Here is a 23,360-nt window from a genome sequence, read left to right as displayed (position 1 = left end):
GCTGTCGAGACTTTCTCGACAGCCTGAGGACATCATTGAATGATGTCCTCTTCGACGTGGGTTATGAGCTATCAAATATGTGGATTAAAATCAAATGCGACCCAAACGTATGCAATCTGCAATAATACCAAGGGTAAGCTTATGTTCCTTCTCGAAACGCTCTTTCTTTAATGATTCGAACAGCTTTTACTTCAGCTTTAATCGAAAATTCTGCTATGTTCTAACATAGGCCTTGATTGTCCCCATTTTTTTTCCTACGCTATTACCATGAGGGCGTATCGAATAGCTGCCAACCATTGCAGGAATGATAAATGTTTCAGCATAATGAACTATAAATGGCTCAAAGGCATTTGTAGGGCTTTCGACTATAGCTTCCTCCCCCTCTATTAGATTGAGAACATTGACACCGCCATCAGTGTTATGGATGACTGGTCCTGAGAACCAATGTCTTCTAGTTTCAATAAACTGCCTGTCGTGTAAGCCTGTCTTTTCTTCGATCCATCCATCGCCTTCACCTATTTGTTCTAGACAATTGATTATATTTTCACTGACCCACTTCTCGTCTCTTTCCCATTGAATAGAATTGATTCCGTGTTCAAGATGGACAGGTCTTGGTATCCCATCCATCCCCAACCGTCCCCAATCCCATAATTTAAACGTGAAGTAATTGGGTGTTGCACTTATTTCTAATACCAAGGAATCTTTACCCTGCGAATGAATAGTACCTGCTGGTATTAAAAAATGGTCATGCTTTTTAGCTGGAAATTGATTAATATACTTTTGGTCGTCAAATTTACTGCCTTCATCATATGATTGTTTTAAATCTTGAATCATTTCATTGGAATTTATATCATCCTTGACACCCAAATAAACGATAGCATCTTCTTTTGCATCAACGATGTAATAGCTTTCATCTTGCGTATAATGCACCCCAAACGTTTGTTGCGCATAATCAACCAATGGATGAACCTGTAAACTAAGATTTCCGCCCCCAAAAGTATCTAAAAAGTTAAATCGAATCGGGAACTCCGCGCCAAAACGTCCATATACCTTTTCACCCAAAAGATCAACTGGATGTCTAAAAACAGCATTAATAGCTGGGACTTCAATTTTTACGTCCCCGTATCTTAAAAAAAGACTATTTTCTTCTGGTACACCATTAAAGCTCCAAGCATAGTTTTCAACTGACGGATCAAGACCAAGCTTTTCTTTCATCCATTGCCCTCCCCATACTCCAGGGGCAAAGTAAGGAATCACTCTAAAAGGCTGGCTGACTGTTTGCTTTAATCCAGCTAAGTAGGTTGCCCCCTCTACCAGCTTTGGTTCATTGCTGCAGTTCGTATCTAATAGATAATCTATTTTTTCAAACAACTTCCTTTTATGTCTGTCCGCAACTGGCCATTCAAAGAAATAGCCTCTTTTAATCTTTCTAACCGCATCCTCATTATGGTTGTCTGCTCTCCAATTTGAAATTTCATTATTACTATATCTTTTTTGGATTTCCCACCTTGCCAAATCAGCATATATGAGAATATCAGGATCACATACAAGAGTAGCACCAGAACCATAAATAATGATTAAACCGCTATCAATGTTACTAATAGCACTTCTAGCCTCTTCCAAACGTTCATCATCTAAAAAATCCCCGAAATTATGAAGCGATATCTTCCCAAATACTCTATCCGTTGTTAGATGAAATTTAATCATATCCGTTACTTTATCGCTAGAATAATATAAATCATCTGCAAAAATTGTATAGGCAGGTTCCATTACTGAAACAAGATTAGCTTTTAGTTCTTCCATTCTTACGCCAGGATAACAATCGACGGTAACGATAGTCTTTTGCTTTCCTAGTCTGATTATTGCCCGATTAAGCTCATTCTTAATGTTTCCGTAATCTTGCCAAGCATGATCATTTGAATTGGATACTAGTATCTCTGGGTACATATTAAAATTAGCCATTATTTTATTCCTTCCTTCTAATAGATTGCTTTAATAGATTTGCTACACCTTTAAATGTACTCAGTGAGGTTTCTTCAGAACATTCAATGTTTACCGTTTTGTTCTCAAGCGTTTCATAAACCCCATTCATAAACAAATCTTTACTTTTTGTAATTTGACCGCCAAGAATGATCGCATCTGGTTTAAAACTTTTTATATATGGATTTAAAGCTTTTCCTATATATTCTCCAAACATTCGGAATGCCATCTTTGCCCTCTGGTCTTCATTTTTGCCCATAGCGGCTAATGTTTCCACTTCGTTGTCTGATGTACTAAGGCCTAATTCATTCGCCAGTTTTAAGATACCTCTTTTAGAAATATAGTCATCGACTATGGATTGCTTAAATGGTTGATTATAGATCCATCCATTTTCCGGTACATCTTGTCTGTCTTTTACCAATTTCCCATTTTCCATAAATGCCGATCCTGCCCCCGTACCAATCGTTAAAAAGATGGATTTGTTGTAACCTCCAGCCTTGCCGGATACATATTCTCCTAAAGCAAACAGGCTAGCATCATTATCAAAAACAATCTGAAACTCATTACTTGTCTTTGAATGAAAAGAACTTTCTTGTTTAAGACGATTTATTAATAGATCACGAAGGTTCACTTCGTATATCTCTTCAAATTTATCGATACCTTTGATGTAACTTATCCCGCTTTCATAATCAAATGGACCTGGAAATGCATAGCCAACTCCAGTTATTTCGAAGTCTTTATCCAAAATTCCATTTGTTTGCTGCTTAATGATGAACACCAAATGTTCAATGATACCTTCTTTAGTCTCTTTTGATTTCGAGGGGAAGATGGCATACGAGTTAGGAACTATTTCCCCATCGTCGTTTAAAACAGCTGATTTTATAAACAATCCTCCGACATCAAATGCGATCGAATATTTATTCATTACAACTCTTCACATCCCTTTTTGGCAAAATACCCTTTTTATATTGGATCATTCAATATTTAATTTTAGTATAAATCTTGTTCTCTCCTTAATCTTTTGAGAAACCAGTCATATTTTTATAAAATCGAGACATTCGTGATACACTCGTGGAGAAATATGCTACTATCAAAGCGGGAACATTAATGTGGTTCATCATTATTTTGAAAGGGGAAGACAGCCATGGAATGGACTGATTTGTTTATAGATGGTTCAATTGCTCTTAATCAGGAATCTATTCAAGTCAACGGAAGTGATGTTTCCATTCTAATTCACTATTGGGGTGCTCAACCCGATCATTACAATAACAAGCCACATCAACATTCTTATTTTGAACTGTGTTATATTGTCAACGGTGAAGGTGAGTATATGGATGATGGACATTCATTTCATATAACGAGTGGGTCCCTTTTCCTTTCCCGCCCCTTCGTTAAACACCAAATTTTAAGCGAAACTGGATTGGAAATTATTTTTGTTGGATTTGAAATTATAAAAACAAAATCAACAAAGAAATTAATAGAACTTTTCACTAATCTAGAAAAAACGAAAAAATTCATTATTAATAACGCTAGCCAATCTCCCGTTGTAAAACTATGGACTTCGATCCTCGTTATGGCCTGTGATTTTTACCTATTGTTCAACGACTGCTTTCAAGGCTTATGTTCTTCTTTCTATTCAAGTATTGTTGGTTTATTTAATGAACAACAAATTAAATACAAAAAGAATAAAGAAATTCGTATTTATTCGTCCTTAGTATATCAAGCGAAGCTATACATCCATGACAACCTATCTCAATCATTGAAAATGAGCGATGTAGCGGATTTTATTCACATTTCAGAAAGACACTTATCACGTATTTTCCAGGATGAATTAGGCCAATCGTTTTCAAATTATATTAAAAGAGAGAGAATGAGAAAAGCCAGCATCCTCCTCTCAGATACCGACCTTACCCTCAAAGAAATTTCAGAAATGTCAGGTTTTAAAACAGTTCACTATTTTACCACTGTCTTTTCAGCAGAAATGGGAATGCCACCTGGGGAGTTCAAGAGAAAGCTCAACCAACAAACGCTATTAGTACCAGAATATACTGAGACTTATTTACAGAGCGCTTCTATAAACTGATCAAGAATCTGAATAGCGTTTTTTTGTTTTCAACCAGCAAATCAAAGCACTTTGGGGATATACGTATTCGACTTGTTTTATATATTAATCTTATGAAAAAATCGACAAGTGGTAGTGTGCCCTTCAAGTAGACACTCAAAAAAAACCGATGTTATCATGAGGAACGAGTGAAACTTGGAGGGGTGTTAGGTATTGATGATTTTGCTATCCTTGAAGGTCATACCTGCAATACGGGGTTGCATGATTTGCGTGGTGACTCTTTGCTGGACATCATTCTAGGCAGGACATCGAAAGAATTACTTGCTTATTATGAGAATCATCCTGCGATGGGTCTGCTTAATCCGGTTGCCGTAGTTATGGATTTAGCGCATTTTTCCCGCAGTAGGGGCAACTTGGAAGCACGATCATGGGAGTCACCTTCAGAAATATTGAATCGTTCGCTTCATTTGGAATGAGTTTACTTACACGAAACTATGGTAGACCTAAAAATAATTTCGGAGCCAAGGATATCTATGAGCGTGATTTCGTTACCCTCTTTGTCCGTTCCAATCGGATCGTGCAGAAATACATCTTTACGTGTTTTCTTGAGCGAACGCAGGTGCATCAGAATTTCGTTTTCGATACAACGGGCAGCAAAAGTGGCTAGCATTGTCCCTTTGTTCGGGCGATAACTTTCGATAGCTTTAATCAGGCCGATGGTGCCGATGGAGATCAGAACCTCCATATCTTCCCCAGTATTATCGAATTTTTTGAGGTTGTGGACACGATGTGATGTCAAAAAAAATAAACCAATTACAGCTTTACTATTATCAATAACAATTAATTGATCAATCAACTCTAAGTGAGATTATTCATACTTGTTAAATTGCGTCTAACAATATCCTCGGTTTCAATATGATAGCCACCGTTTTTCACACGTAGAGCAATACATTCAATATTTAGCCGAACATCTGCTAGTCCCACATAAAACACAATAATTTCAAAGCCTTATTCCTTTGTATCCCTCATCTGCCTTATAACGTTACCACCCGCTAAAGTGGTTTCCACAATGAAATCCCACTTATTCCAGATATACTACCTGGCTATTCTTATGGCTTCTTTCCCAGCAGATAATTTACTCTTTTCAGGATGCCCATTATTGATCTTGCGGGCTAGTGCATCTGGAATCATCAGTGATTCTGCTTTATGCCATTCTCCCATATAGAAATCTTCCACTTTCATGAAATGAAAAACATAATATTCTCCGTTAATTATTAGCTGTTCCTCTTCTTTTTGATTTCGTGAAATTCAAGGTTTTTGATGATGCAGCCGGATGATGATACTCAATATCCTACGGACCCTAAAACCTATCATATAACGTTATCCATTTAACAAAATAATTTACACATACATTACACGTAATAATTAAAAATGCCTTTTTCTCCTTTTTATAAACTCAAAATATATTAAATTCATAATATTTATTGACTGAAACAAATGCAAGTGTTATATTTCCTAACATTAAATAATAAAATACATAAAGGAAAAGGAGATTACGCACATGAATAAGTTCAAACGTCTACGTGAAACAAAAAGAGATCATTCTGGTTCCACCCGATCTGAATATTCACCAGCAAAAAAAAATTGGAGTAAAAAGCAATTTATAGCTACTTCAATTGTGTTATCTGTTATTGCTACGAGTATAATTCCGTTCCAAACAGCTGACGCTTTAACTAGAGTTACTTCAGAAAGTGGCACAGTATGGGAGATTCACGATGTTTTTGCTCCTAGCTTAGACACAGGAAGTTTACGTACAGTTGGTGCTACACAAGTACAAGGTTTCGGCAATATCTTTGTTAAAGTGTCCTCGCCTTCAGCTCCACTGATGAATGGTCAAATGATGCGTGGGTTTGACTTGAAATACGATGGCGTTAATAAGTTTACTTCGGCTCAATCTGTAAATCTAGGAAATGTAACTGTAACACGTGAGGTGTATGTGGATACTATTCATAATCGAACGAGATTCTTTGATACATTCACTAATAAAAATGATGTCGCTATAAAAGTTGATGTATCATTCGGTGGCTCTTTAGGATATGGTACAACAACAAATGCTTCAGTAGTTAAGGCAACCTACTCAGGCGATCTAAAGGTAACAACAGATGATTCATGGATTGTTGTAGATAGCAGTGCCAGAAACAATAAGCCGCTAGGCGTTGCAGTGGGATCTCCAAAGCCGTTTGATAATGGATTAACAGGTCTAGGTAATCAGCAACAGGATCCATTCACAATACCATTAGCTGAGTATGGAAATGAAGCGAATTTCTATGGGTTCATTAATTCACTAAATATTGGGCCGGGCGAATCGAAGTCCCTAGTAAATTATGTACAAGTTGGAGAAGCTGGTGAAGAAGGGTTGAAAAATCTGGTTGCTATGCTAGATGGACTTAATAGTCTGCTGGATGTAACAGGATTAACAAACGCACAAATTCGTTCAATTAGCAACTGGGATACATCTGCTATAGAGGGACTTGATACTGGAGATCATCTGGATATTCCAAATGCTCCTGCGGCCAAAGAATTAATAACTTCATCGCCGTATGATGTAAAGAATAAATCAATTGCAGAAATGCAGAAGGATATGATTAATGGTAAAACTTCTTCTGTACAAATTACTCAAGCCTATTTAGATAGAATTAAGGTATACGATGAGGGACAATTGGGATTCCATGCATTCCTGCATGTATCTGAAACTGCTCTTAACCAAGCAAAAGCTGCTGACGATGCCCGTGCACAAGGTGTAAAAGGTGATTTATTGGGTATTCCAATTGCGATAAAAGATATTTATGACACAAAGGATATGCCTACTACAGGTGGCAGTAAAGCTCTTGAAGGCTGGCAGCCTGATTCCGATGCATTCCAAGTGAAAAAGCTGCGGGAAGCTGGAGCTGTAATTATTGGTAAAGTAAATACTTCTGAGTTTGCTAACAGCGGAAGCTTTAGTGAGAGCGGCTGGCAGCAAACATGGAATGCACTCTATCCATCAAAAACATCTTTTGGCTCAAGCGGCGGGTCTGCAGTATCTGTTGCAGCTGATTTTGCAGCAGCAGCAATGGGATCGCAAACAGGGGTATCTCTCTATGCACCAACTACAGGCGCTAGCTTAAAAAGCTTCCGGGGTACAGACGGTATGGCAAGTACTACAGGAGTACTTCCACTCACTTGGGGACAAGATTATGCAGGTCCCATTGCTAAAACAGTAACTGACCTAGCTATTATATTGAATACTACAACGGGTACGGACCCACAAGATATTTTCACAGTCACTGCTGATGCAGATCATAAGCGTCCAGTGGATTGGAAGGAATCTCTGGATGCTAATGCATTGAAAGGAAAGAAAATTGGATATATCCCTGCATCCTTTGTATCTGCATATGCTGATGATGATACTGGACGGGCAGTGATGGATAAGTTCTCAGAGCTTCAAGCAGCGGGGGCGACAATGGTTGAAATGTCAGCTGTACCATCAGGCCCTAGTCGTCCTTCAGGTATTAATGGATCTACTGAAGGTTGGGCACGTTATATTGAGCTTCATAGGGACTTCCCTTATATTGATGGAGCAAGTGTACTAGCTTCAGATAAGGTGCTTATCTATAATCAAAGAGGATATAGTACTCCAACTCGTATGACTGAACAAGCTGTACAAGATTACATTAAGTATAGAACAGACTATAAGGAAGTTATTAAAAACTGGATGGACGCGAATGGCGTTGATGCTGTTGTTTATGCAGGTTTTATTAGTGACGTATATAACAATGACGCATCAGCTTCTCAATTAAGTTCTGACCGTAACACGGGCGTATTAACCTCTAATGTGGGTCTCCCTACGGTAGTTGTTCCTGTAGGAACGAATGACAGCGGATATTCTATTTCTATGCAACTGGTTGGTAGAGCATGGGACGATGCAAAAATTTTAGGCATGGGCTACGCTCTTGAGCAACAAAGTCAAGCTAGACTACTTACAACATTTGCTCCAGCACTTCAATATGTTTCAAACTCTACTAATCCTAATCCAAACACAGATAATGGACCAACCAATCCAAATACTGGAGGAGGTACACCTCCAGCAGTAACAACGCCTATAGAAACAACGGCACCTGCAGAAACAATAACACCAGCAGATAAGCCGAAAGTTGTTAGTTTTGTAGATACAATGAATCATTGGGCAAAAGCAAGCATTGACGCACTAATTGCTAAGGGATTATTGACCGGTTATTCCGATGGAACATTCCGTCCAAATTCAGGTTTGACTCGTGCCGAAGCAATTAAAGTAATTGCAACTTACATGGGACTTGAAGGACAAGAAAGTAACTTTATAGATGTATCTCCAACTCATTGGGCGAATAAGTTTATTGGTGCAGCTGCTGGATCAGGCTTGATGAACGGATATAGTGACGGAAGATTCCGTCCAGATGAGAAGATTAGTCGTGGTGAATTAGCGGCACTAATCACTCGAGCTTTTAAGCTAACAGGTACTGGAAACACATCATTCAAAGATGTTACAAGAAATGCATGGTATTATGATTCCATTGATGCACTCGCATCCAATAATATTATTACAGGATACGCAGACAGTACATTTAAGCCTGAAAAAGATACTACTAGAGCAGAGTTTGCAGCAATTGTTTCCAGATTACTAGGAACTATTAATTAAAAGAAATTCAATTAAAAATGACAGAGTACTGGAGTAACCGCGTTTACAGGAAGGGCCATCCCGAAAGGGATGGCCTTATAACTTGCCGTTACAGATAGTGCGATGAACCGTATCATAAGTAGGGCGAACCCTATCCACACAAAAAACGACTCATCCGTAGACAAGTCGCTTTTCAAGTTTTATTATTAATGGATTATTACTGTGTAATTGTCATCAGTCTTACCGCTTCGCCTTATAAAACTCATGATACAGCTTCATGAGTGCCCTCTTCTCAATCCGCGAAACATAACTCCGCGAAATCCCAAGCTCCTTGGCAATTTCCCGCTGCGTTCGCTCTTCCCCGCCTGTATCCAATCCAAAACGACCCACCACAACTTCCTTCTCCCGGTCATCCAGAATATCAAGGTTGCGATATATCTTGCTCTTCTCAATCTTAAGATCGACCTCTTTAATGACATCATCAGCCTCGGAGCCAAGGATATCGATCAAAGTAATTTCATTACCTTCCTTGTCTGTCCCAATCGGATCGTGCAGAGATACATCTTTACGAGTCTTCTTCAACGATCTAAGATGCATCAGAATTTCGTTTTCGATACATTGGGCAGCAAAAGTGGCTAGCTTTGTGCCTTTGTTCGGGCGATAGCTCTCGATGGCTTTAATCAGGCCGATCGTGCCGATGGAGATGAGATCCTCCATGTCTTCCTCAGTATTATCGAATTTTTTGACGTTGTGGACACGATACGATGTAATACTAGAAATGGACAGAATTATGCATGTCTCTGGGCAAGCAAACAATTAAATAGCCACGTGGAGTTCTTACGCTCCTATGTGGCCTTACACTTAACTATCTTGAATTTCCTTCTTCAATTACAATATTTCTACTACTATCTTCCCAATCATATATTTTTCCAAACATTACCTCCATTCCGCAAGTTGTACAACTAAATAGATATCTTGATTGTATTGAATTTTCTTCTCCCTTACTAATATCACAAATAGTTACTCTAATTTGGGAGTGATCCCAGTCTGATTGACTACAACAGTTACAAACCAGTTCCTTTCCCCATATTTTAATAGTAGCCATGTTACCTCCTAAAAACTAATATTCTTAGCCGATTGATCTTAATAATACTGTATAAAAGTGAGGTTTGGTATTTGCACTCTCGTATGTCATAAGCCAATTATCAACATTTCTTTTAACCTCATCTGTAATATTACAACGAAAAAGTCCCTTAACTACAGAGAAAAACTCAGGGCATCTTTCACCGCCTTTTCGTCCCCCTGCTGCGTCACTTTCTCTTGACGTACCCCGGTACGCCTGCGAAAAAGTTTCTGGCTTGGAACTAAATTCGGCAAAATCTGCTCCTTTAGGAGTTCTAAGACACACCCTAATCGAACTTTCGCGGGATTCCTGCACCGTAGAGAACTGGACTCGTCTCATCTCTTGGTATTGAACCACTCTACAAGAATCGCAGCCGTATCATGGGGCTGAAATACCGGAAAATAATGACCATAGGGTACATCTACGCATTTAACCTGTGGATCGATTTCCTCAGGATAGTGGTAATCCTCATCTTCCTTGCCCCAGACCACTACTGTGCTCTTCGCCTGATCAGCTTTACTCCACGTCCCCATCGATAACTTGTCTTGGACTCCTTTGACCTTCCCGGTATGAATCCAGCGTAACAAATCGGTATGCGCACCCGCAATGCGTGGAGATTGCATACTGGACCTCACCTTTTCTGCAAATCTTCTAATTACACGGTGATCCGTGTCACGGTTTGATTGAAGCATACGATTCCAGCCAGCTTCGGATCGCCCGGCCAGAAGGGTACGCACGAAACCTCTTGGCATACGGGAAGCCATACGCAGAGCTTTCTGGTTAGAGTTATGACCTGCGGGCTGCAATAAACCAAGCTGAATATCGGTGCGTCCGCTCCTGATTGCCGCCGTAGCTGCAATTGCGCCCCCAACAGAGTGACCGATCAGCTTCATCGGGCCTTCCAACTCGCGAAGTGCGGTGAGTAGTTCATGCACCTGGCCTTCAAACGCTTCACTCTTCTGATGAACAGGTGACCGACCGAATCCGGCCAGATCGACAAGCCATACCGGGTTTCCTGTCAGTTCCCGAATCCGTTCTCCCAAAGGTAACATCTCATCGGCACAACTAAGCAAACCATGTACGATGATCCACGGCTCTCCTTCACCATCCCAACCAAGTGCAGCCAAATTTCCGATCCGTGATCGAGTACAACCGGCTGGATAAGTCCCAGATAATGCATGACGGAGACGATAATCCAAGTCGGCTGTCACAAATGGAAGCTGTTCCCTGATATCAGGCCAGGATTGTCCCATACGTGTGAACAGAGCCTCCGTCTCTTCCACCGGAAATGTTCTGTTGGTAATAAAAGAAACCGATTCTGCTGGAACACCGCTGATCCGCGTACCGCCTGATTTCATCGCCCATTGAATCCATGTCAGTGGTACAGCCCATTTGGGCTTTGGAACATCCATTTGCTGTGACAGAAGATGCAGTAATTCCTTCATGCTAGGACTATCTTCTTTGCGCGCCAAAAGTGGATACGTTCCTCCCACTGGAGCTGTTTCTTTGGATAAAAAGACAAGGGTCTTTGCAACCACATCATTCTCCACAAGCGGCAACCAATACGATGAACCTCCCGGTACAACAGGCATGAATCGTTTCTGAATCGCCTGAATGAGCAGTCCGATACCACCCGTTTGCTCGGTTTCACCCGTGGGTCGCGGTCCCACGACTGTACTTGGATTGACAACAGACAACGGATACTGATTCGCCTCTGCATGTTCACGGATATACAGATCAGCGTGAAATTTCATTTCTTCATATGCACTTTCATGATTTTCTAGTTTGTTGACCTGAATGTGCTCCCCTTTTTCGTTCCGTTGTCCATACGGGCTCATAAATCCAACAATATGGATAAAGTGTCTCAGTCCGCGTGTACGATGGATCTCGCCAGCCAGTTCCGCCACTTCCTTCGCGCCGTTCATAAAAATTTGTTCTGCTTCTTTACGCTCCAGAGTAACATCCATCGTGCCGCCAGCATGAATGATGACGTCTGCTTCGAGAACAAGCTGCCGATCAGTCAATACAAGGCCGAGACCTGGTTTGGACAAATCGCCGTGGATAAATGTAATTCGGTCGAAGTTCTTCACTCCGTAAGCTTGCAGCACAACTCTGGCTCTTGGTTCGGAGCGAACAAGCAACAACAATTTTGTGTCCCCAGCCGCGAGTTGTTTTACTGTTTCCTTACCGATAAAGCCTGTACTGCCTGTCATGAAAATGATTACTGGTTCAATTGCCCTCTTGTTAATAACCTGCTTTATGTCCCTAGTGTGCTCCGTATTTGTTTCACGAGTAGTATGAACATTCATTGTGTATTCGCCCATTTTAGTACTATAAAGTACTAATAATATTCAAAAAAAGAGCTTCGTTTACCGAAGCATCTGACAAAAAGTACGTGCTGATTGTTCAATAATTCCTGTATCACGCGCGGTCTCCGCAAGCACAAGGGAACCTTCCATTGCCGCAATAAATAATGCTGCTGCTGGCCCCGGCTCGATTCCTTTACGAAACTCCCCGCCATCCAGCCCCTGTTGGAACAATTTCTCCATCATCGGCTGCAACTCACGAAAGAAACGGGATATGCTTTCTTTTACTTCCGGTGCACTGGCTGGTGTCTGCATATACAGTGTAATAAACGGACAACTTCCTTCATAATCCCGACCCTCTATGCCTGCAGACAGTAACGCCATAAACGAATAGATGCGTTCAGTTACCTCTCGTTCACGCTGACTGAGCAGCAGGTAAAGATCTGATTCATACTGGGCGATCCAGTACTGCACCACAGCCTGAAGTAATTCCTCCTTGTTTTTAAAATGGTAATAAATATTCGACTTGGATACTCCGCTAACCCGTACTACCTCATCCATACTAACGTAGCTGTACCCCTGACGCAGAAATAACTGTGCAGCCACTTCAACTGCCTTGGTCCGGTTAACCGGATTGGAACTCTTAGATTTAGAAGATCCATTGTTCAATTTTATATTTGTCATATATAGAACTATATAGTACTAATCAAATAAAAACAAGTTTTTTTGTAAATCAAAAGATCCTCTTTCACCTCAACTCCCTCCTACTTGTCCGCATATAGTATTAACGCTGTGTTAAAAACGTCATGGAATTATTAAACCGCTTCTGGTTATCCACATTCCAGAGATATTCACGAGGTTATTGGATCTGATCGGCAGATTCATCCTCTTTAATCAAAGCGACTAGGGCGTGTTAGTGACTCAAAAATATATTTTCATTATATCCATATTATTACCACATCATTTCAACTCTTGTAGATATAAGTCTAGCAACAATTATTACTACTTTTTTTTGCTATCGATCATTTTAGAGTTATCTATCTAGAAGCTTATTCCTACATTCAAAACATATATATATTAAATCTATGCATCATTTAAAGTATTCTTCTGAACACCACTTTATTTTTATTTCGCTACTTTTTTCATGAATTTTTATTAACTGGTTTAAAACAAAAATTTGTTGAACTATATCTTGAGCTATAAAAAACTGTCTCTTAAAATAATTAAGTTGCTTCTGATATGGACCTTGATGCTTTTCATTGTTCTCATATACATGTAACAATTGAATATGGAGATCATATATTTCTTTGTATGTCATAAAACAACCCTCAGCAGTTACAAAGTTAATTTTCTGAATATGCTTTTTTATGTTCATTTATCCCAACGACTTGAATTAACAAAAAAGCAACTCCCCTGTTGGCAAGTCGCTTTTAAAACACTGTATAGTGAATCTTTAGTTATTATCTAAGACCCTACCGCTTAGCCTTATAAAACTCATGATACAGCTTCATCAGCGCCCTTTTTTCTATTCTCGAAACATAACTTCGCGAGATCCCTAACTCCTTAGCAATCTCCCTCTGTGTCCTCTCTTCTCCACCTGTATCCAATCCAAACCGCCCCACGACAACTTCCTTTTCACGATCATCCAGTATATCGAGATTACGATAAATCTTACTCTTCTCGATCTTAAGATCCACTTCTTTAATGACATCATCCGCTTCTGAGCCAAGGATATCGATTAGCGTGATTTCATTACCCTCTTTGTCTGTCCCAATCGGATCGTGCAGGGACACGTCTTTCCGCGTTTTCTTCAATGATCTTAAATGCATCAGAATTTCGTTTTCGATACATCGGGCAGCAAAAGTGGCTAGCTTTGTGCCTTTGTTCGGGCGATAGCTCTCGATGGCTTTAATCAGGCCGATCGTGCCGATGGAGATCAGATCCTCCATGTCTTCCCCAGTATTATCGAATTTTTTGAGGTTATGGACACGATACGATGTAAGCTCCCCTTTGTTTTTAAAAGTTCACACTCGGAAAATCACTTTACGTCTGCTGGTAATTCACAGTTAAGTTCAGGCAAGCTTCGCACAAATGTATAATTAAAGTCACTCACTGCCCTCGACCTGTTCCATCCATTTACGCAATAAACTTCATCGTCACCAAACAGCAGAGGTACACAAGATATTCCGCATGATCCAGGCCGGATGTCCTCCAATCTGTGTCGCATGAGCCTCAAGCGTCCAATACGCATTTTCAAAGGCATGATGATGAATTGGAGTGTTCTTACTCGATCAGCGATTGGCCTGTTATCAGGTGAGGCACTGACTGCTTAATCCGCATTCGACTATGATACTTGTCCGCATCTGGATTTCTCGATAACATCATATGAGAAAGAGCGCGGCGATATAAGCTGCAGTTGAATAAAACTATAAAATGTGTTTTAAAATTGAATAAGTATCATAATCCCCGGATTGTATACTTGCAAGAGATCGGAGTCGTTGTGCTAAATTTTTCGTGGTTGTTTTTGAACAACTTAACATATAAATGAGGCCAAAAGACAGGAAATGAGAATGATGGGTCAATTCTTGAATTCTTTCAGGGTGATATGCAATCTTTTGGAGTTTCGCCATTATTTCTAATAATAATTCCCGTTTTTTTTCGAACGAAACGAACTTTTTCTTTAAATCATCTTCATCAGTTCCAAACGAATACCTTATTAAAGAAATAAAAATATTTTTAAGTACAATACTTTCATTAAATATACCAAAATGAAACGGTGTACATGAAATACGAATATAGACTGCATTCGGTGGGGTCTCAATTCGAGTAAAGGGTTTACAATTTCCGTTTACCATTGCTCTATAATCACAGTCTGAGTCAAATAAATCTAAGGGGCCATCGCGTAAAGCGGACTCCATTCGGTAAGCTTGTAGTTGGCTATCAATAAATGCCCCTCCTAAATCAAGTAGTAGCTTCCCGATATGTCCAGATCGAGCAACCCGTGTAAGAGACTTAATTTTACTCTCTAATATGATGACATAATTTTCAACTAAACAGATACCGTCTGATTCCGCTTCCTTTCCATCGTAAATGTATTTACCCGAATATACCTTTTCACCAAGGTGGGTGGTCATCCATTGTTGAATAAATCGTTCGAACACCAAGCCAAAATCTCCCGGATGTCCCAGTAAACCTTTAATTTTATCATATAGGCCAAAACAACTTATAGATGGAAGAGGCAAGAAATACTCAAGTTCTTTATTAGGGACTGGCACAAGCCACTCAGAATCAGCATCTATATGAACAACATCTAGTGGGTGCTGGAAATTAGCATTTAGATTTTTGGTACTAGATAGCTGATTTAGATAGGTGACAATTACATCAGGAGAAACCCTCTTGTAAAGTCTGCTAATTAGCTCATCTGCAGTTATTTTATTCTCTGAACCAGTGGTTTGTTGAGATGAAATTGCAATAGACATGATCTCTCTAGAGATTACCATGATTGCCTCTTTTTCAATACCGATCCTCTCTATAAGCTCCTCACGATATGATTCCAGTATCACATTCAACATCGTCAATGTACTTTCAGGAGGGTACTGAGTTTCTTTATACAGAGAGTCGTGAAATATTGCTTTCTGAAGATATGGGATCGGATCATTGACGAACATTAACTGAAATTCGTTATCGATAAGATAATCATATAAATGTAATAGAACTTCAGTAATTTTCTCAATGGCTTTTAGTGTTTCAGGATATCCTTTTCCTTCAGCAACACTAGGTAACGTTACCGTTTTAAGCGCAAGGTTGTAAAGGAACTTTCGCGTTACTTTATTTGAACGATTATACATTTCAGTGGATGAATCAAAGGCCTTTTTATATTCTTCTAACACGTATTCTAAAAATCTAACTGGTCCGTAGCTTTGTATTCTTTTTTCTATACGTAAAAATAATTCTTCTGCCACTTCTTCGCGATTCATTAAAATACCATCTTCAATAATTCCTTTAGGAACATGCTTTTCGACATACCAAACTGTCTCTGCATACCGCCAATATTCTATATCAAGCCTCTTACTTGATTCAAAGTTACCAAATGTAAAATGACTCAACCGCTTTATCCATACCGAAAGCATAATAATTTGGGAGATACGGATCATAGAGAGCTGTTTTCCCTTGTTATTAAGTTCATCTATAGCTGTTAGAATAAATCCAGAGAAATAACCCAGGTAATCGTAATTATGACTAATATCAATTTTGAACTTTAAGTGATGGTATAAATGAAATTTTTTTAGCTCAATAACTTTTTCCCTAAGTAGCGCTGTATCAAGTTTGCTAATTCTTTTATTTAATCGATTTCTCAGAATTTCGGTTATTTCATTGAGAGATTTGGCATGCTTCGACTTTTCCTGTACTCGAAAAAAATGATACAAATCATCTAGCTCGGTGGTCTGAGGAGAGTAAAATCGGATACTTTTTTCAGCGTGCTGGATAATGTAATCAATGAATTGTGCACTTTCCCTTACTGCCATCTCAAACGCTCCATTCGAATAATAATACTAAGCAAGCAATGAAACATCATACCATTTTTAAGATCGTCACCTGATTTATAGTTGGAATCAAATATGAAGTTTTGATTCCATAGCAGATAAATAGCAGGATAACTGATGTTAAAAGCTGCTACTCGAATCCGATAAATGGAAAATTGTAAATAGCCGCCGACGGACGCAACGATCACTGCGTATCCAGTCTAAGCTTTATTTTCTTAGTCTAATACTATAATTCCAAGTCTAATACTATAATTCCAAGTCTAACACTTTATTTTTCAGTCTATTACATTATTTCCTCTCCACAATAGGTTTCACCCAAGAACCCGCTCCATCCCCCAAACTAGATACCGAGATTTCGGTATCGTAATATGAGGATTAGTTGTCGTATGATAGCTTGGAATGAGGGGAATTTCTATTATCTTCTGCGCAATTAAACAAGAAAAACACTAATTGCCCTAAAAGAAGATCAGACCATTTGTCGGTGAATTGTTTATGCACTGCTGAACCACTTCGTTTCTTAGTTGTGTTGGTTCGGGCAATGTCAATTGGTGCTCGTAGAGTTAGAGCACTATTCATCCGTCTCAAAAACTGAAATCGATAGAACCGCCCAAAACCTCATCTGCATGAGGGTCATCTTGCCCGTATCCTCCCAATCACATAAACAACAAATCTCCCAACCACTCTTTCTTCTAGTGTAGGGTAACCACAACAGGGGCAATTAAATCTACTCATTGTTCACCTTGCTTTCATTTTCTTTTTTTTAAAGTAGCTTCTCTAAATCCAGTCTAAGGTTTTTTTTATGATTGAATTCTTCTATAAACTTAATACCAAACTGCTTCATAAAGAATATATATTTATTCATTATGGTACTTCCTAATTTAGTATTGAGAACCCCTTCATGAATAAATTCATGACGCATTTCTATTATTTCACTTAATACCTCTCTAAGAGAAAAAGATGAACCTTCATATTCAAGATGCTTGTTCAATATCGAAAATAAGTCTATACCAACGTACTTCTTATAACCTTCATGAGCTAATGACAAATTTTGAAAATTAATTTCTTTTGCCTCGATTTCTGCCATAGTTATTTGACCACTTAACAAACCTCTTAATTTAGAAAAATGAATCTTATCATTTTTTTTGTAAATCTGCTCAATAGCATCATCATCATTTTCAATGTATTTAATAAAAGTGTATTTTAACAGGGTTTCTAATGATGTAACTAGAAATGGAATCACAGTGTTGTTTCTTAGCAAAAATTTATCTAAAGATGCAATATATGAATCATCGCTTTTTATAATCCTTTCATCTACTTCTTCAACAATAAATGATGCTCTCATAATATTATGAGAATAAGTTATATATACAAATCCCAGTGCCTTTTCTATTGGAAGTAACTTTGGTAAATCATTATAGATATAGCTTCGAGTCCCTTCCTGAGTGTTATAAATATAACCCTCGAAGTGTCTTTTTAATACTTTGAGAGCATTATTCTGCGCCTCCAAATCCTCATAGCTTCTGCCCGCATTGGTCATTGTAGAGATGATTGTTTTTGTCTTTCTATACTGTGCATTTTCGGTGTATTGAATATTCAACCAAGCACCACGTGTTGATTCATAATTACTAGTCTGATACCAAATATAAGAACTGTATCTCCTATCAATAGTCCAACCAAGTGGAAAGATTATATCCTCTAGTTCTTTCTTTGTTATGTAATGAGGACTTCTAAGTTCTAAATCAATACTCATTCAAATTCCCCTCAGCAAGCATTAGTTCTTCATCGAATATGCTTCTGTATTTTTCCAAACCATACCATCACCCACAACATCATTTCGTTATCTTCAAACCAAAGTGACCATCGTTGGGGATTTTTATCTACTACTCTATTAGCATTTTCATGTGTGACTGTCTTATAAATTAGTTTTTTTACTACCTCAAAGAGAATATCTATATCCTGTTCAAATATTTCTGAAAAATCCCAAGGTTTCTAATCATTATTTGAACTCTATTGTCACAATCAGTAATGTGATTGTTTAGAATCTGATTTAATGAAGTGGTAAACTTCTAGCGCTCATTGTAGGCAGTGTAGCTTGTGCCCACTGGCAGAACTTACTTTTAAATATGTTTGTTTTTTCATTCACTCATCTCCCCCCCAAAAAACACAACAATAAGCGAGATTTCATTTGGAAACATCAACCATTTTCATTATAACAAAAAAACCTTCCGTATTTTAGGAAGGGTCTAAATACTGATGCATCTTATTATTAATCAATTCTCATAATCAGTGAACAGCACATATATCCTCACGGTGAAATGGATATTTACTTCTGAACATCCTATGCCACATGATATATCTCCCAATTGTTTTTTTTGTAAATTATACCATATTAACAAACTCACATTCTAAGTTTTAATATAAAATTTCTATATTACTCCATCAGAGTTGCATAGAAGCTTTAGCATTTCTATTTGTTGAATTACATATGAAGGAATTTGTTAACTTTTGTAGAATGGTATCATTCACCTGCAACTTAAGTCCTAGTCATTTACGGCACATATATACGCTGACATGTTAATAACAAAAGAGTTTGATATTATTTTAGCGAAACAACCATTTGAACAGGCATTAAGCAGGCAAAGTGAAAAAAAGGGGAATGAATATGCTCTGTAAAAAGTGTAACACGGAACTTCCAGAGGACAGTCTTTTCTGCAAAAATTGTGGAACTAAGACTTCAACAGCGTCTTCGGAAAAGTTAAGTAACAGGAAGAAATGGATTCTAATCGGTAGTGTTATAGGAGTCGTGATTGTCATCGTACTGACAATCTGGTTCTTAAATAACAGACCTGTTGGTTCATTCAAAAATGCTATCCAAGGAAACAAATATGGAGATGCTATCGAAATTTATGAAAAGAAAATTAAAGGCGATCTAAAAAAAGAATCCGAAGTTGAGACGTTTCTTCAAACTAACATTGAAGAAGCGAAAAAAGATTTCACTAACGAAAAGATTGATTATACCACAGCTACAAACCAACTTGAAATAATTAAGAAAACTAACCTTTTGAAATCAGAAGTAAGTGCAGCTCAATCTGAGATAGACAAACTGAATGATTCGAGAACAGCATTTAAGACTGGAGAAGAACTCCTGAAAAACAAAAATGTGAAGGATGCTCTTGCGGAATTGAAGAAGGTTATCGAAGTTGATGAAGCCAACTATTCAAAAGCTCAGGAATTAATAAAGGACACTTCTGCTGGTTATAAAACCGCCATCCTGGACGATGCCCAAAAGCTTTCGTCCGAACAAAAATATGATGATGCTATCAAAGTCATAAATGAAGCTTTGGTGATTATACCTAATGATTCTGATATGATGGCTAAAAAAACAGTTTATGAAAAGCAGAATGAGGAAAAATTGGCCACCCAGCGTAAAGTAAAGATGGAAGAAGCGAAGAAAAATCAAGAGGTAACAGTAGAAAAATCTATTATAATAGTTCAAGATGATACCTATAAATCTTTATATCCCGATATGATTCAAGTATTTACCCGAAACAACTCTAACAAAGTGGTTAAGAATATGAATGTATCTATGTTAGCCTTTGATTCTAACGGACTTCCTATAAAGATTAAACGAGAGTACGGAGATGCTTCCTTCGAGTTTGTGGGTATTGCTGAAAATGTAAATATTGTACCAAAAGCAACATTTGGAAAAGGAAAGGGGTGGAGTCTTGATAGCGCCCATGGTATAAAAACTGTACTTGCCTGTGTAAAAGATGTCGAATACTACGACGGTACAAAATGGGAAAATGAATACTATCCATATTGGGTTGAAGAACATCAAGAAAAATCCTTGAATTTCTAACGATCAATCAGCATGGGCTTTCCATGCCATCTGTCGCAATATCTATTTCTTATTACAATGGATTTTACTCGACCATCTTCCCAATCTCCATCCCACTCTTTAAGGTAAACAAATAACGCGTTGGCAAGGGGATGATTATCTTCTCTACCAACGCGTTAAATTGTTCATCATGAAATTGTTCAAGCAAATTCTGTCGAGTATACATTACGCTGTCGAACATCTTCATCGGTTTGATAAGGAACCCTCCCCTTGGTGGGTACAAGCCGCTTCTCAAGCTACAGCACAGGCTTATTTTTTTGGTAACATAATCTTTCAGCATATCAAATCAAACTATTTCCATATTGATTTCACCTTCAATATGCATGAAGTTTCAGCAAGTAAATTATTGTTATTTGAAGCTTTTGCTTATAAAGATTATAAAGCAGGCTCCATTAGTAGCGACCCAAATGGATATGAGATTGTGGCAGCAAGTTTACCTTTTGGAATTATTCAAAATCATGACGACTGGGTGGATGCATTTTATTGCATAGTTTCATTTATGGCATATTACTTTTCCACAATTCATAATAATCCCTCTTACCTTGATACCATTAATAGTACTCCAACAGAACGTATTATGTACAAAAAGCAAAAATCCTATAATCTGCATGCTCTTCGTGTAGATCTAGAAGGATTTAAAACTTTGGGTTCAACACTTCCTATAGCCTCATCCTTAACCCAATCTGTACGCAATCATTGGACCGTTCTTTTGTCTGATATATTAACAGGACATAACCTGTCTGTGTCTGAACGGTGTGAGATCTTTGGAAATAAAATTCAGATAGGTTCATGAAACTTACAGTAAATAAGAAAAGCAAAAGGAGTATTGAATAATGTATAAAGTAACCTATCAATTATTTCTAGAAGGACCTAACGAAGAGCGAATAAGGTTAAAAATCCCTAGGAAAAGCGGTTTTTGGATAAATGATTGTTTTTATCGAGGGTATGGTTGGATAAAGGACGAAACTTATCTCTATGTCGACTGTTATATTTATGACGGCGACTTATCAGACCATAAATTAGTTAAAAGAAGAGCCATCAATGAAACGGAAAAGTCGAACAAAATTTTGCAATTTTTATTTGGGTTTAAAATCATAAATGAATATCCAACTTTTCGTGAAATGACTGAAACAGATTCAATAGAACCTACTCCTACTAGTAATGCAGAGAATATAAATAAAATACATAAGTTTTTAGGGAAACTCAACAACCTTTCGAACTTTAATGATACCAAGAAAAGAAATTCGGGCCTAGACTTGCAGAAAAAATATTACGCTGCCATTTCCTATTTTGTCCGAAATCTTGATGCCGTTCAGAGCGAACTTTATGAGGACGCGTATTTGAATATATACCGGGGATTGGAGATGCTTGGAAGAGAATATTATAAAAGTAATGATATTGAACAAAAAATAGTTGTGAATTTAAAGAGTAAGATTAGTTCCTTCTTACTTGAAACTTTAAATGAAAACTACGAGGAAAAACATAATCAAATATTCAATGAAGTTAAATCTGTAGCTATGAAAGGTTTCATTACCGATAACAGGAAAATGTTATTAGCGGCAAGGAGTTTTAAATTCTCAAAAAAGGAACTGAGCAACTACAACGCCTTTTGCAGAATTAGAAATTCTCTGTCCCATGGAAATACCGAGGATACATTGGTTGAAATTGAAGAAATAGCAATCGAGCAATATTATTTAAGAACATTTATCTCTGAAATGTTGTTAGGTAAATCCTATTCAGAAACTTATCCAATGCCAGATATTGGATATTAATAAACAACTCTTTTATTTTTCAAATACCAGGTTTGTTCATATCCAATGTCTAGATCTTGTCAATTAGCTTACGCCGAGCGCTTCTCTAGAAGGCCGTGACTAACTCTTCTAGTCAAGTATATTAAGCCTACCCGAAAGAAAGCTTGGCGGCTTCAGACATTTTAAATAATTCAGAAAGAAGAGAGATACACTTTAAGTTGTAAGTTTAGTTTATTTAGAAACAGAACTAGGGCTGCCATTAAAACAAAACTACAGCCCTTCTTCAGTTGAGATAATCACTAAGCTATAAATGAGACTTATAGTTATCCCATTGCGCTTATCTTTTCGCCTTATAAAACTCATGATACAGCTTCATGAGTGCCCTCTTCTCTATCCGCGAAACATAACTCCGCGAGATCCCCAGCTCCTTGGCAATCTCCCTCTGCGTCCTCTCTTCTCTACCTGTATCCAATCCAAACCGTCCAACCACGACCTCTTTTTCCCGGTCATCCAAAATATCAAGATTGCGATAAATCTAACTTTTCTCGATCTTCAGATCAACTTCTTTAATGACATCATCCGCTTCCGAGCCGAGGATATCGATAAGTGTAATTTCATTACCTTCCTTGTCTGTCCCAATCGGATCGTGGAGAGATACATCTTTACGTGTTTTCTTCAAAGATCTAAGGTGCATCAGGATTTCGTTTTCAAAACAACGAGCCGCAAATGTGGCTAGTTTGGTTCCTTTGTTTGGACGGTAGCTCTCAATGGCTTTGATCAGGCCGATGGTGCCGATGGAGATCAGATCCTCATGTCTTCCCCGGTGTTATCGAATTTTTTGAGGTTATGGTCACGTATGATGTTAAGATATTTTCACTAAAGAACTAAAGAAGTGAACTGTTCATTTTTATGATTTGCAGTTCAATCACTTCTACCAAACAGGAAGATAGGCAACACATAATAATTTTTTTAATAATACGCAGTTAAAACAATCTCACTATTG

Annotated in this window: 16 protein-coding genes and 3 pseudogenes; 6 read left to right on the top strand and 13 right to left on the bottom strand. The window is 38.1% G+C overall.

Features of this window, described 5'->3' with window-relative positions:
- Window positions 1-213: 213 nt before the first annotated feature.
- Both MKY19_RS07140 and MKY19_RS07135 read right to left on the bottom strand, forming a co-directional pair.
- Complete coding sequence (locus MKY19_RS07140; RefSeq protein ID WP_339801594.1) at window positions 214-1,962, bottom strand: class I mannose-6-phosphate isomerase; 1,749 nt, start codon at window positions 1,960-1,962, stop codon at window positions 214-216.
- Window positions 1,963-1,966: 4 nt separating this feature from the next.
- Window positions 1,967-2,905, bottom strand: a complete 939-nt coding sequence (locus MKY19_RS07135; protein WP_339269562.1) for an ROK family protein — start codon at window positions 2,903-2,905, stop codon at window positions 1,967-1,969.
- 219 nt (window positions 2,906-3,124) lie between these two features.
- Between MKY19_RS07135 and MKY19_RS07130 the strand changes: the two genes are divergently transcribed.
- Together MKY19_RS07130 and MKY19_RS07125 are read left to right on the top strand one after the other, a co-directional pair.
- Window positions 3,125-4,063: an AraC family transcriptional regulator gene (locus MKY19_RS07130; RefSeq protein WP_339801590.1), complete on the top strand. Its 939-nt coding sequence runs from the start codon at window positions 3,125-3,127 to the stop codon at window positions 4,061-4,063.
- Between the two features lie 167 nt (window positions 4,064-4,230).
- Complete coding sequence (locus MKY19_RS07125; RefSeq protein WP_076298193.1) at window positions 4,231-4,518, top strand: transposase; 288 nt, start codon at window positions 4,231-4,233, stop codon at window positions 4,516-4,518.
- Window positions 4,519-4,556: 38 nt separating this feature from the next.
- Here MKY19_RS07125 and MKY19_RS07120 read toward each other — a convergent pair.
- Together MKY19_RS07120 and MKY19_RS07115 are read right to left on the bottom strand one after the other, a co-directional pair.
- Window positions 4,557-4,814: pseudogene (locus MKY19_RS07120) on the bottom strand (sigma factor); the annotation flags it as partial.
- A 323-nt stretch (window positions 4,815-5,137) separates the two neighbouring features.
- Window positions 5,138-5,284, bottom strand: coding sequence for a hypothetical protein (locus MKY19_RS07115; protein ID WP_339801587.1), 147 nt, complete (start codon window positions 5,282-5,284; stop codon window positions 5,138-5,140).
- A gap of 319 nt (window positions 5,285-5,603) precedes the next feature.
- Between MKY19_RS07115 and MKY19_RS07110 the strand changes: the two genes are divergently transcribed.
- Window positions 5,604-8,756 (top strand): amidase family protein, encoded by a 3,153-nt coding sequence (locus MKY19_RS07110; protein ID WP_339801584.1) that lies wholly within the window; start codon window positions 5,604-5,606, stop codon window positions 8,754-8,756.
- A 219-nt stretch (window positions 8,757-8,975) separates the two neighbouring features.
- Here the strand turns inward: MKY19_RS07110 and sigK (MKY19_RS07105) are convergent, their stop codons facing one another.
- The 8 genes and pseudogenes from sigK (MKY19_RS07105) to MKY19_RS07070 all read right to left on the bottom strand — a co-directional run bounded on the left by sigK (MKY19_RS07105) (window position 8,976) and on the right by MKY19_RS07070 (window position 18,458).
- Entirely contained in the window at window positions 8,976-9,527 is a 552-nt protein-coding gene (sigK, locus tag MKY19_RS07105; RefSeq protein ID WP_339271529.1) for an RNA polymerase sporulation sigma factor SigK, read from the bottom strand.
- 73 nt (window positions 9,528-9,600) lie between these two features.
- Window positions 9,601-9,840 (bottom strand): hypothetical protein, encoded by a 240-nt coding sequence (locus tag MKY19_RS07100; RefSeq protein WP_339801581.1) that lies wholly within the window; start codon window positions 9,838-9,840, stop codon window positions 9,601-9,603.
- 353 nt (window positions 9,841-10,193) lie between these two features.
- Entirely contained in the window at window positions 10,194-12,071 is a 1,878-nt protein-coding gene (locus tag MKY19_RS07095) for an alpha/beta fold hydrolase (RefSeq protein ID WP_339801578.1), read from the bottom strand.
- Between the two features lie 156 nt (window positions 12,072-12,227).
- Window positions 12,228-12,848, bottom strand: a complete 621-nt coding sequence (locus tag MKY19_RS07090; RefSeq protein ID WP_339801575.1) for a TetR/AcrR family transcriptional regulator — start codon at window positions 12,846-12,848, stop codon at window positions 12,228-12,230.
- A gap of 788 nt (window positions 12,849-13,636) precedes the next feature.
- A pseudogene (gene sigK, locus MKY19_RS07085) lies at window positions 13,637-14,143 on the bottom strand (RNA polymerase sporulation sigma factor SigK); the annotation flags it as partial.
- Window positions 14,144-14,590: 447 nt separating this feature from the next.
- Entirely contained in the window at window positions 14,591-16,690 is a 2,100-nt protein-coding gene (locus MKY19_RS07080; RefSeq protein ID WP_339801573.1) for a hypothetical protein, read from the bottom strand.
- Complete coding sequence (locus MKY19_RS07075) at window positions 16,681-16,896, bottom strand: hypothetical protein (protein ID WP_339801570.1); 216 nt, start codon at window positions 16,894-16,896, stop codon at window positions 16,681-16,683. Before MKY19_RS07075 ends, MKY19_RS07080 begins: the two co-directional genes overlap by 10 nt.
- 572 nt (window positions 16,897-17,468) lie before the next feature.
- On the bottom strand, window positions 17,469-18,458 hold the full coding sequence (locus MKY19_RS07070; protein WP_339801568.1) for a hypothetical protein: 990 nt from the start codon (window positions 18,456-18,458) through the stop codon (window positions 17,469-17,471).
- A gap of 1,053 nt (window positions 18,459-19,511) precedes the next feature.
- Between MKY19_RS07070 and MKY19_RS07065 the strand changes: the two genes are divergently transcribed.
- The 3 genes from MKY19_RS07065 (at window position 19,512) to MKY19_RS07055 (ending at window position 22,378) form a co-directional block, all read left to right on the top strand.
- The gene (locus MKY19_RS07065; protein WP_339801565.1) at window positions 19,512-20,567 is read left to right on the top strand and encodes a DUF5780 domain-containing protein; all 1,056 of its coding nucleotides are present in this window, start codon (window positions 19,512-19,514) and stop codon (window positions 20,565-20,567) included.
- Between the two features lie 169 nt (window positions 20,568-20,736).
- Window positions 20,737-21,399: a hypothetical protein gene (locus MKY19_RS07060; RefSeq protein WP_339801562.1), complete on the top strand. Its 663-nt coding sequence runs from the start codon at window positions 20,737-20,739 to the stop codon at window positions 21,397-21,399.
- Window positions 21,400-21,439: 40 nt separating this feature from the next.
- Window positions 21,440-22,378: a HEPN domain-containing protein gene (locus tag MKY19_RS07055; protein ID WP_339801559.1), complete on the top strand. Its 939-nt coding sequence runs from the start codon at window positions 21,440-21,442 to the stop codon at window positions 22,376-22,378.
- A gap of 316 nt (window positions 22,379-22,694) precedes the next feature.
- Here MKY19_RS07055 and sigK (MKY19_RS07050) read toward each other — a convergent pair.
- A pseudogene (gene sigK, locus MKY19_RS07050) lies at window positions 22,695-23,200 on the bottom strand (RNA polymerase sporulation sigma factor SigK); the annotation flags it as partial.
- Between the last annotated feature and the right edge of the window lie 160 nt (window positions 23,201-23,360).

The sequence above is a fragment of the Paenibacillus sp. FSL R5-0744 genome (genome assembly GCF_037972555.1).
GTDB lineage: Bacteria > Bacillota > Bacilli > Paenibacillales > Paenibacillaceae > Paenibacillus_AQ.
This window is presented reverse-complemented; position numbering and strand designations above follow the sequence as displayed.

Excerpts from the sequence above, each read along its gene's own strand:
- MKY19_RS07095 (WP_339801578.1), bottom strand. The coding sequence starts at position 12,071 with ATGACAGGCAGTACAGGCTTTATCGGTAAGGAAACAGTAAAACAACTC.
- MKY19_RS07130 (WP_339801590.1), top strand. The coding sequence starts at position 3,125 with ATGGAATGGACTGATTTGTTTATAGATGGTTCAATTGCTCTTAATCAG.
- MKY19_RS07115 (WP_339801587.1), bottom strand. The coding sequence starts at position 5,284 with ATGAAAGTGGAAGATTTCTATATGGGAGAATGGCATAAAGCAGAATCA.
- MKY19_RS07100 (WP_339801581.1), bottom strand. The coding sequence starts at position 9,840 with ATGGCTACTATTAAAATATGGGGAAAGGAACTGGTTTGTAACTGTTGT.
- MKY19_RS07060 (WP_339801562.1), top strand. The coding sequence starts at position 20,737 with ATGAAATTGTTCAAGCAAATTCTGTCGAGTATACATTACGCTGTCGAA.
- MKY19_RS07070 (WP_339801568.1), bottom strand. The coding sequence starts at position 18,458 with ATGAGTATTGATTTAGAACTTAGAAGTCCTCATTACATAACAAAGAAA.
- MKY19_RS07090 (WP_339801575.1), bottom strand. The coding sequence starts at position 12,848 with ATGACAAATATAAAATTGAACAATGGATCTTCTAAATCTAAGAGTTCC.
- MKY19_RS07140 (WP_339801594.1), bottom strand. The coding sequence starts at position 1,962 with ATGGCTAATTTTAATATGTACCCAGAGATACTAGTATCCAATTCAAAT.
- MKY19_RS07080 (WP_339801573.1), bottom strand. The coding sequence starts at position 16,690 with ATGGCAGTAAGGGAAAGTGCACAATTCATTGATTACATTATCCAGCAC.
- MKY19_RS07055 (WP_339801559.1), top strand. The coding sequence starts at position 21,440 with ATGTATAAAGTAACCTATCAATTATTTCTAGAAGGACCTAACGAAGAG.
- MKY19_RS07135 (WP_339269562.1), bottom strand. The coding sequence starts at position 2,905 with ATGAATAAATATTCGATCGCATTTGATGTCGGAGGATTGTTTATAAAA.
- MKY19_RS07110 (WP_339801584.1), top strand. The coding sequence starts at position 5,604 with ATGAATAAGTTCAAACGTCTACGTGAAACAAAAAGAGATCATTCTGGT.